The sequence below is a fragment of the Cytobacillus sp. genome (assembly GCF_964223445.1).
In the GTDB taxonomy this organism is placed as follows: domain Bacteria; phylum Bacillota; class Bacilli; order Bacillales; family Cytobacillaceae; genus Cytobacillus.
On sequence record NZ_CAXQGS010000114.1, the window covers coordinates 1 to 9,534 of the forward strand.

The following is a 9,534-nucleotide window of genomic DNA, read 5'->3' on the forward strand; positions in this document are numbered from 1 at the left end:
CAGACGTGTGCTCTTCCGATCTGAAACCAGCCATTCCTTTTGGGTACAGTTCCATAAGGGCGCTAATTTTATCAATCGGTTTTAAGAGTACATTCACATAGAGCACAAATCCGACCAATTCTCCATATGATAGCTGCCCATTGAAGCTCAGCCAGGAGCCGTATACAAGAACAATCAGCGTAACTAATCTGGTCAACATATAGACTCCGGAAGCACTGAAGCTCATAATCTTATATGCTGCAAGCTTGGCAAGACGGAATCTGCCATTGTTTTCTCTAAATCTTTTAATCTCATAGGCTTCATTTGTAAAAGACTGAACTACACGTACTCCAGATACACTATCCTCAACCTGGGCGTTCACATCGGCAATTTCACCGTACATCCTTTTCCATGCTTTGTTCATTTTAATATTGCAGAATGTAATCAGCCATACAAGAAACGGGAGAACAAATATCGTTACAAGGGCGAGCTTTACATTGATCGTCAGCATGATCCAGAATGCACCCACAAACGTCATGACCGCAATAAACAAATCCTCCGGGCCGTGATGGGCGAGCTCTCCGATATCCATAAGATCATTTGTCACCCGGCTCATAATGTGCCCTGTTTTGGTATTATCGAAGAAGCGGAAAGACTGCCTTTGAACGTGCTGAAAAAGCTGCTGCCGCATATCTGTTTCGATGTTGATGCCCAGCTTGTGTCCCCAATAGTTAACAACAAACTGCAGTAGTGTGCTGGTCAAATAAAGAGCAAGCAGGCCGGCACTTACGGATACAATCATGGACCAATTCCCGCTTGGAAGCAGGCTGTCGATAAACCACTGAACCGCAAGCGGAAAGCCCAATTCAAGAATTGCCACGAATACCGCCGAACTAAAATCAAGAATGAATAGGCGCTTATGTGGCTTATAGTAGCTAAAAAACCGTCGGATCATCATATTCTCCTTTTTCTGAAAAAATCAAACATAATAGGATTATAAATTCACCAGGAATTTATTACAAGAAAAACCCGTCCCTATTTATTTCTGGAACGAGTCTGATAATTTAGAGGAGATATTACGGCTTAATTCCTAAACAAGGCTGATGTAATAATTCTTCCCTGCAATTTAGATTCTTGATTTAAACTGAACTTTGCGGATCATTTGATTGATTACCTCTGAAATGACAAGCCCGACTGCGATTGCCCCGGATATCATGAACGCCTTCGCGGCCAGCTGAATTGCCGTATTATAATCATTTTCAACAAAATTCCGCATTGCATCATAAGCAATCCCTCCTGGGACCAGTGGAATGATGCCGGCAACACTGAAAATAATGATAGGTGTTTTATACATTTTGGCAAAAATCTGGCTGATTACAGCAATGGTAAAAGCTGCGATTAGTGACGAAATGACAGCATCGTACTGCCAATTGACAAGCAAAATATAAACAAACCAGCCAACCATCCCGACAAACCCGCATTTCAGCAGCGATTTTTTCGGGGCATTGAAAAGCACTCCGAACCCTGCTGAAGCAATAAAGCTTGTCATCATATGTGTCAACATAAACATACGCATATTCCTCCGCTCATGCATTTAGAAAGTGAATACAAGAGCAATCCCAGCTCCAATGGCAAATGCCGTCAAAAAGGCTTCAGCCCCTTTTGACAGACCAGAAACAAGGTGCCCGGCCATTAAGTCCCTTACTGCATTTGTTATCAGCAGGCCCGGAACGAGCGGCATTACTGAACCAATGATAATCTTATCAAGTTCTGTTCCCGCTCCCGTGTACACAAAGAAATAGGCGATAAGGCCAATTAATAATGAAGCAATAAATTCAGAGAAAAATTTTATGTGGACCACCCTATGTACGTATATAAAAGAAACAAACCCCAGCCCGCCTGCAATCATGGCTGGAATAAAATCTGTCCAGCTTCCAAGGAACATAATTAAAAAGCAGCCGCTTGCAATGGAGGCTGCAAGAATCTGCTGATAAACAGGGAAAGTATAGTCGGCACTTTCAATTTCCTTCAGCCTTGCCAGGGCTTCCTGTCCATCCAGTTCACCGCTGCTGATCTTGCGTGAAACTCCGTTCACTAATGTCACTTTGTACAAATCCGTTGACCGTTCTGAAATCCGAATCAGCTTTGCCGGTTCAGTTCCATCCGTTGAAAATATGATTCCAGTTGGCGTCACATAGCTATGTGAATGCGGAATACCCAGGGAGGCTGCAATCCTGGTCATTGTGTCCTCTACCCGATACGTTTCTGCACCGCCCTGAAGCATGATTTTCCCCGCAAGCAAACATATCTCAATTACTTCTATTGTTGGAGGGAATTCTTTCCCCATTCTTTCACCTGCTTTATTAATCAAAAATTTAAAAACCCTCTTATATAGGGTTACATCTTAACGGAAATGATAAACGAATGAAAGACCTTTTGTCTAAAATTTATATAAAAATGTTTCGTAAACCTAGTCTGCATTATTTTATAAGGCAGTATAGAAATTGAATAAAAAAAGCGATTATCCCTTACAGAATAATCACTTTCCCATTATTTCTTCCGTATTCCAAACTGAGCATTTAGCTGACCCTGAATCATTTTTGAACGTGATGCCTGATCGTCTTTTTTCTTTTTCCTTTTTAATTCCGAGCGGATTTCCTCCGTTCGGACTCCCTCCTCCCTTTTGTTGGCTATGTCGATGAGAGTCTCTACATCGAGAAAAGAATATTTCCTGCTCCCGCGTTCTGATCTTTCAGGGAAAATCAATTTCCTTTCTTCGTAGTATCGAATCTGGCGTTCGCTAAGTCCTGTCAGTTCGCTGACCGTCCCAATCGAAATGACTTTTCTGGTTTTATAGGATGTTTCTCTTTCCAATCATGTCACCTCAATCTAACCAATTTCTTTCATTATACTAATCTTTCAAATTTTTTCATTATTCCTGTCAGAAAATCTTACAAAGCAGCAAAAACAATGTAAGAAAACTTAACATAATAACTGAATAAGAGCTGAATTTCTTTTAGAATAAACAAAAACATTAAAGAAAAGAGGAGATAGAAAATGCAATATTTACGGAAAGCCATTGAAAAAAAACGGCAATATCTAATCGATCTGCTGGTCAAATCAGGAAGCGAATATCAGCATTCTGAACCGGCTCTGCAAAAGCTGACCCTAACAGAACTTGAGGTTATATTTAAAAAACACAGCAATCGAAGCCGTTATTAACCAGGGGGCCTTTATGGAAACAAAAAATACAATAGATTTGGCAAGAAGAATTATTGAACTCGATTTACTGCGCGATCAGCTGTGGGAAAGTTTAACGGCAGCAGCCGGTGATCATGCTTATGAAATTTTAAGAAATGAACAGAATAGTTAATATGGAACGCTTGGAAGAGCGTTCTTTTTTATGTCAATGTTAAAGTTTTGTAAATTAATAATTCCCCCTTTTCTTATCATGTTTATTTTGGTATCATCCAATTATCGAATTCCGATATCGATTTTCGAAATTAATAAGGGAGGCATTTGCTTGGAAGATAAAATATTGCGCAAGCTGTTCCTGGGGTTTATTCAAATCCATATTCTTCACCATGCAAAGGAGCACCCTGTATTCGGCGCTTGGATGGTGGAAGAGCTGAAAGAGCATGGATATAGCATCAGTTCCGGAACATTGTATCCTATCCTGCATTCAATGGAGTCAGACGGGCTGCTCCATCAGGAGAAGAAAAATGTAGATGGCCGAATCCGAAAATATTACACTGCAACAGAAAAAGGAATTACGGTCCTGGAGGAAGCCAGAAAAAAAGCTTATGAGCTTTTTAAAGAGATTAAAGATTAAAGGAGATGCATATGAACAAAAACAGAACTGGCTTAAAATCGTTACTGGAGATATTAATGGTTTCAACAAGGCTTGGACTAACCTCATTCGGGGGACCTGTAGCTCATCTAGGCTATTTTCACGATGAGTATGTCCGCAGAAGAAAATGGATGGATGAGAAAAGCTACGCAGATTTAGTTGCACTTTGTCAGTTCCTGCCCGGACCTGCGAGCAGCCAGGTTGGCATTGGCATTGGTGTCATGAGGGCTGGAGTAGCCGGCGGCATTATGGCTTTCCTTGGTTTCACATTGCCATCTGTTATTGCCCTGATTATTTTTGCCATTCTTCTTCAAGGCATTAATCCGGCGGAAGCCGGCTGGATCCATGGACTCAAAATTGTCGCAGTCGCTGTAGTGGCTCACGCGGTATTGGGAATGGCCCAAAAGCTTGTACCTGACCTGCCGCGAAAAACGCTGGCACTGTTCGCGATCATCGCCACACTATTATGGCAGACAGCCATTACACAGGTTGCGGTCATCCTTATCTCTGGTTTTATTGGATTTTTAATCTATAAGAAGCATGCAGATAACGAAGAAGCAAGGATGGATTTTCCCATTTCAAAAGGTTTTGCCATTGGCTGTTTAGTGATGTTTTTCGCCCTTTTAATAGTGCTTCCCATTTTAAGGGAGCTGACTGCATTGGATTGGGTTGCCCTTTTTGACAGCTTTTATCGCTCAGGATCTCTGGTTTTCGGGGGCGGCCATGTTGTCCTTCCTTTACTGGAACGTGAATTTGTCCCAACAGGCTGGCTTAGTGAGGAAGCTTTTCTGGCTGGCTATGGTGCAGCTCAGGCAGTGCCAGGGCCATTGTTTACTTTTGCTGCCTATCTAGGTGCAGTGATGAATGGCTGGCAAGGCGGCTTGCTTGCAACGGCCGCAATCTTCCTGCCCGCGTTTTTGCTGATACTAGGCACCCTCCCATTTTGGGAAACACTTCGCCGCAACCCTAACATAAAGGGTGCATTAATGGGTGTAAATGCTGCAGTTGTCGGCATTTTAATCGCTGCCTTTTATCATCCAATTTGGACCAGCAGCATCCTGGAGCCGGCTGATTTTGCCTTTGCAGCAGTCCTATTCAGCATGCTTGTTTATTGGAAGCTGCCGCCCTGGATTATAGTTGTAACAGGTGCCATCGGCGGAACGATATTAGGATCAATATTTTAAAATCGCATTTTTTAGAAAAGCTGCCTGGATTAGGCAGCTTTTTTTTATAGCGGAATTTCGAGTACAATTCTTGTCCCTTTAGTTTCTGCTGAATAAACATTTAGGGAACCTCCCGCAGCTTTTGCGCGTTCCTCCATACTGAAAAGACCGACTCCTCTGGAGACTTCATTAACATTGAACCCTATTCCTTTATCTTCAATGACTATACGGATTTCATCTTCCATCTGCCTGATAGTGACTGCTGCTTCATCTGTTTCAGCATATTTCCTTATGTTTGTTAGAGCTTCCTGAATGATCCTGTAAATGGTGATTTCTTTATTTGAACTAAGACGGGAAGCCAAGTAGCAATCAAAATGGACGTTGATATTGTGATGTTCTGAGAACCGGACCAGGTAGGATCGAATCGCTGGAATCAGACCAAGATCATCAAGTACAGAAGGACGCAGCTCCCATGAAAGGTCTCTCAGTTCCTCAATGATTTCAGCAGCCTCATCCTGCATTTGATCAAGCAGCGGGTGGCTTATTTCAGCCTGAAGCCTATTAATGGTAATCAGATGGCTGTACAAATTCTGCCCTATTCCGTCATGAAGCTCCCGGGACAGTCTTTTCCGTTCATCTTCTTGAACATCAATGATCCTGGTCATCATTTTTTGCAGCTCTTCTTCTGCATTTTTTCTTTGCGTGACTTCATGGCGAATAGCAAGATGCTGATAGGGCTTCCCTTTTTCATTAAGGAAAGGGACGATTGTGGTATCCACCCAATAATGTGTGCCATCCTTAGCTCTGTTCTTGATCTCTCCTTTCCATACCTTCCCGGAAGAAATCGTCTTCCATAAATCTCTAAAAAATTCTTTGGTGTGGAAACCTGAGTTGATAATTCTATGATCCTGTCCAAGCAATTCTTCCCGTGAATATTTTGAGATGCTGCAGAATTGATCATTCACATACGTAATGGTACCTTTCTGATCTGTAATCGCCACAATGGATGAAGCATCCAGGGCAAACTTTAAATCAATCAGCTCGTTTACGGAATTTTTCAGTTCCTCCACAACACGCTTATATTCAGTAATTTCCTTCCGGATCGCCAGGTATTTATATGGCTTTCCTTTGTCATCAATGAAGGGAACGATCGTGGTATCCACCCAATAATAAGTTCCGTCTTTAGCTTTGTTTTTAATTTCACCGTGCCAGACTTCCCCGCTCGAAATGGTTTCCCAAAGGTTCTCCATAAAATTTTTGGAATGGTAGGATGAGTTGATAATTCTATGGTCTTTACCAACCAGCTCATCCGCAGAATATTTCGACACCTCACAGAACTTTTCATTCACATACGTAATTTTTCCTTTTTTGTCTGTAAAGGCCACAATTGTTGATTCATCCAGGGCAAATTGCAGGTCAACCAATTCCTTTAATGGATATGATTGCTGCTTTTTTAATCGGGAACGGTCTTTGACTGAATGAAAGACGATTAAATAAAAGGTTTCTTCTCCCTGCTTGAAAGAATTGATTCTATAAAAGATTGAAAATACCTGACCATTACGATGCTGGCCATATTGGTGAACCACTTTGCCCTCTTCAGTTTCATGCAGAGTGATCTCAGGAAGCAGTTCCTTTAGGCTCTTCCCCTGCAGCTCATTTACCCTATATCCAAATTGCTCATGTGCCTGCTCGTTCGCATAGGAGATGATCCCAAATTTATTAACAAGAATCGTTGCATCACTGGAATCAGGAGCAATCTCTCTCTTTTTCGGCAACTGATTATTCCTGTCCATTTACGTTCCTCCAGTTGCATTTTTTAACCATTCAGCTTTAGTTCAAGTGTCCTCGCTGCATCCCTTGCAGTGCTTTGCTTGTTTTCATTTATAGGCTGACCGGACCGGTTCCCGATCAAAACGACTCCTTTGGGGATTCCTTTAAAATGAATGGGAACAGCATAAGCATACTTCAGGGCTTCAGCAAGCATAATCGGGTATTCCAAAGCTTTTCCAGCGACATTTTCAGGGAAGTTTTCTACGCACATCGGCCTGCCGGTTGAAATCACCTTTCCTGCAATGCCTTTGCCGTACCTTACTGTAATCCGCTTATATTTTTCGTTGATATTTCCAGCGGCAAAATGCCACCTTACATCCGGGCTATCTGTATTTTGCAGTGCCAATCCCACAAAATCACAGTCCAGCTCTGCCAGCACCTTTTCACAAGCCTGATCAATAAGCGCGCTTTCTCCCTGGCTGCACCCCTTATATTCCATAACCAAGCAGCCCTTTCTTTAAGGCATAGGCAACAAGTTCCGGTCTGGTTTTCATCTGAAGTTTTTCCATTAAATTACCTTTATGGGTTTCAACTGTCTTTACACTGATCACAAGCTGTTCAGCAATTTCCTTATTGGAAAACCCTTTGGCTATCAAGGTAAGAACCTCTTTTTCCCTGTCAGACAACAGATTGAATGTATCGGTGTTACCCTGCTTTACACTTCCGATATATTCTTCCATCAGCCTTTTAGTTGCTGAAGGATGCAAATAGGCATTCCCGCTTGCAACAGACCGGATTGCCGCCAGCAGTTCATCATGAGGGGCACTTTTTAAAATACATCCCGAAGCACCCGCTTGGATCGCCCTGAATAAGTACTCTTCATCATCGTGCATGGTCAAAATCAGGATCGCTATTTCCGGCATAAATTTTTTCAATTCTGACGTTGCTGACATGCCATCTTTTCCATGGGGCATGCTCAAATCCATTACTACCACATCAGGCTTTAATTCAAGTGCCTGCTGAATCCCTTCGTTGCCTTCCGAAGCTTCACCAACCACCTGCATGTCTTCATGGTTATTTAAAAGCATTTTCAAACCCATTCTGACTACCGCGTGGTCGTCGCAAAGTAAAATATTGATCAACCTTGCTCCCCCTTTACCATTTATCCACACGAGAAGTGCAAGCCTTGCCTATCCGAGGGGGAAGGCTGCATACGCCAGCCAGTCCTCGAAATACAAAGTAGCAATTTCAGTGAAAAAATTATCTTTAATAGGCAACAAGGGAGCCGCTTTGCGCAGGTCCCTTGTTAAGTATAATCTTAGTATAACGGAAGGCTGATATCTATTGTAGTCCCATCGCCGATTTTGGAGCTGATGACACACTTGCCGCTGATTAAACACATTCTTTCAATCATGGCAGCCAGGCCAGTCGATTTTTGCATCCCGGCATTAACATCAAAGCCCTTCCCCTTGTCTTCAATGCTAATAGAAAGCTGTCCCGGTTTCCATTGCAGGAAGATAACTGCACTCATTGTGTCAGCATACCTGGCTATGTTTGCCAAAGCTTCCTGGCAAACTCGGAACAAAGTTATGCTTTCCCTTTCACTGATTTGGACTTCCATCCCCTCATTTTTAAGATCCACTGTAATTCCATATGTGGAGGTGTATAATTTCAGATAAGTTTTCAGCGCCGGCAGCAGGCCGAGGGTTCCCAGAGCAGGGGGATGCAATTCCACAGCCAGAAGCCTGATTTCCTGAATTGTTTTTTCCATCAATTGCGCCATATCTCCAACATAGCCTTTCATCTCGGGCTGATCAACAGCGGTTTGAATGAACTGCATGCCTGTATATAAGCTGTAAAGCGTCTGTCCGACCCCTTCGTGAAGCTCCAGGGCAATGCGCTTGATCTCATCTTCCTGTGACTGAATAATATAGGAACTGATATTTTTCTTTGCTGGCTGTGTTTCCATTTCACCCCTCCTCCTTATGACTTTGTTTTTGCTTCTATTTTGCTTTTTTGACCCGATGGCTGGAAATGTCACTGAACATGCCAGCGTATTGGACCACATCTCCAGCATCATTTTTAATTGCACTTATGGTAAGCCATTGGAGATATTCTTCTCCGTCTTTGCGGCAATTCCATATTTCCCCTTGCCAGAATCCATTTTTTTCGATTGAAGTCCATAAGTCCTGGTAAAAGCCCTTAGCCTGCTTTCCTGATTTAAGGATATTCGGATTTTTGCCGACTGCTTCTTCTTCCTTGTATCCGGTTATTTCTGTGAAAGCAGGGTTTACAGAGATTATTTTGCCGCCCTTATCCGTTACCAGAATTCCTTCAATTGTATGATCAATCACCTGGCTTGCAATTTCCATTTTCCCTTGGAAATACATCCAAACAACCAGAATCAGGCTGGCAAGCGCCACTTCTGACAATGCCATAAAGCCAATCGCATAATGGCCGGTGATATTAAATAACAGGGTCAATATCAGCGGCGGGAAAAATCCTCCCAGGCCGCCCATTGCGGAAACAATTCCGTTTACGATACCCGCCTGCTTCTGGAAGTACATAGGCACCAGCTTAAAAATCACACCATTCCCAATTCCAGCTGATAGAGCAATACTTAAACACCCAAATGTATACCATGTAATGGACAGAGATAATGACAGAATTACTGCAGAGATGGTATAAACTCCAAAGACAAACATGAGAAGAATTAAACGGCAGCGTGAAGGAGATGTAGGGGATCATAAGGCCCCACCACGTGTCGTCCAG

General features: G+C 42.7%; 12 protein-coding genes and 1 pseudogene. 4 read left to right on the forward strand and 9 right to left on the reverse strand.

The features are described from left to right. The 4 genes from ACEQ1T_RS19685 to ACEQ1T_RS19700 form a co-directional block, all read right to left on the reverse strand. On the reverse strand, positions 1–934 hold a 934-nt coding region (locus tag ACEQ1T_RS19685; RefSeq protein WP_372530251.1), incomplete at its 3' end, for an ABC transporter ATP-binding protein. 171 nt (positions 935–1,105) lie between these two features. Next, positions 1,106–1,549 carry a threonine/serine exporter family protein gene (locus ACEQ1T_RS19690; RefSeq protein WP_206843349.1) on the reverse strand — a complete coding sequence of 148 codons (444 nt, stop codon included), beginning with the start codon at positions 1,547–1,549 and terminating at the stop codon, positions 1,106–1,108. Between the two features lie 24 nt (positions 1,550–1,573). Next, on the reverse strand, positions 1,574–2,326 hold the full coding sequence (locus tag ACEQ1T_RS19695) for a threonine/serine exporter family protein (RefSeq protein ID WP_206843347.1): 753 nt from the start codon (positions 2,324–2,326) through the stop codon (positions 1,574–1,576). Positions 2,327–2,529: 203 nt separating this feature from the next. Beyond that, entirely contained in the window at positions 2,530–2,853 is a 324-nt protein-coding gene (locus ACEQ1T_RS19700; protein WP_206843345.1) for a MerR family transcriptional regulator, read from the reverse strand. Positions 2,854–3,036: 183 nt separating this feature from the next. Between ACEQ1T_RS19700 and fbpA the strand changes: the two genes are divergently transcribed. From fbpA to ACEQ1T_RS19720, 4 genes are all read left to right on the forward strand, one after another. Continuing rightward, positions 3,037–3,201, forward strand: coding sequence for a Fur-regulated basic protein FbpA (gene fbpA / locus ACEQ1T_RS19705; RefSeq protein ID WP_206843343.1), 165 nt, complete (start codon positions 3,037–3,039; stop codon positions 3,199–3,201). A gap of 13 nt (positions 3,202–3,214) precedes the next feature. Beyond that, positions 3,215–3,352, forward strand: coding sequence for a hypothetical protein (locus tag ACEQ1T_RS19710; protein ID WP_166672445.1), 138 nt, complete (start codon positions 3,215–3,217; stop codon positions 3,350–3,352). Between the two features lie 150 nt (positions 3,353–3,502). Next, positions 3,503–3,811 (forward strand): PadR family transcriptional regulator, encoded by a 309-nt coding sequence (locus ACEQ1T_RS19715; protein ID WP_206843332.1) that lies wholly within the window; start codon positions 3,503–3,505, stop codon positions 3,809–3,811. 11 nt (positions 3,812–3,822) lie between these two features. Further along, positions 3,823–5,013, forward strand: a complete 1,191-nt coding sequence (locus tag ACEQ1T_RS19720) for a chromate transporter (RefSeq protein WP_206843321.1) — start codon at positions 3,823–3,825, stop codon at positions 5,011–5,013. A gap of 44 nt (positions 5,014–5,057) precedes the next feature. On the opposite strand, the gene ACEQ1T_RS19725 is transcribed toward ACEQ1T_RS19720, so the two are convergent. The 5 genes and pseudogenes from ACEQ1T_RS19725 to ACEQ1T_RS19745 form a co-directional block, all read right to left on the reverse strand. Continuing rightward, complete coding sequence (locus tag ACEQ1T_RS19725; RefSeq protein WP_370224366.1) at positions 5,058–6,785, reverse strand: PAS domain S-box protein; 1,728 nt, start codon at positions 6,783–6,785, stop codon at positions 5,058–5,060. Positions 6,786–6,808: 23 nt separating this feature from the next. Next, positions 6,809–7,261, reverse strand: a complete 453-nt coding sequence (locus tag ACEQ1T_RS19730) for a GAF domain-containing protein (protein ID WP_370224367.1) — start codon at positions 7,259–7,261, stop codon at positions 6,809–6,811. Further along, complete coding sequence (locus ACEQ1T_RS19735) at positions 7,251–7,904, reverse strand: response regulator (protein WP_370224369.1); 654 nt, start codon at positions 7,902–7,904, stop codon at positions 7,251–7,253. The genes ACEQ1T_RS19730 and ACEQ1T_RS19735 overlap by 11 nt, the downstream gene beginning before the upstream one ends. Before the next feature lie 176 nt (positions 7,905–8,080). Next, the gene (locus ACEQ1T_RS19740; RefSeq protein WP_206843314.1) at positions 8,081–8,731 is read right to left on the reverse strand and encodes a sensor histidine kinase; all 651 of its coding nucleotides are present in this window, start codon (positions 8,729–8,731) and stop codon (positions 8,081–8,083) included. Between the two features lie 34 nt (positions 8,732–8,765). Beyond that, positions 8,766–9,479 (reverse strand): annotated as a pseudogene (locus ACEQ1T_RS19745) (PAS domain S-box protein); the annotation flags it as partial. Between the last annotated feature and the right edge of the window lie 55 nt (positions 9,480–9,534).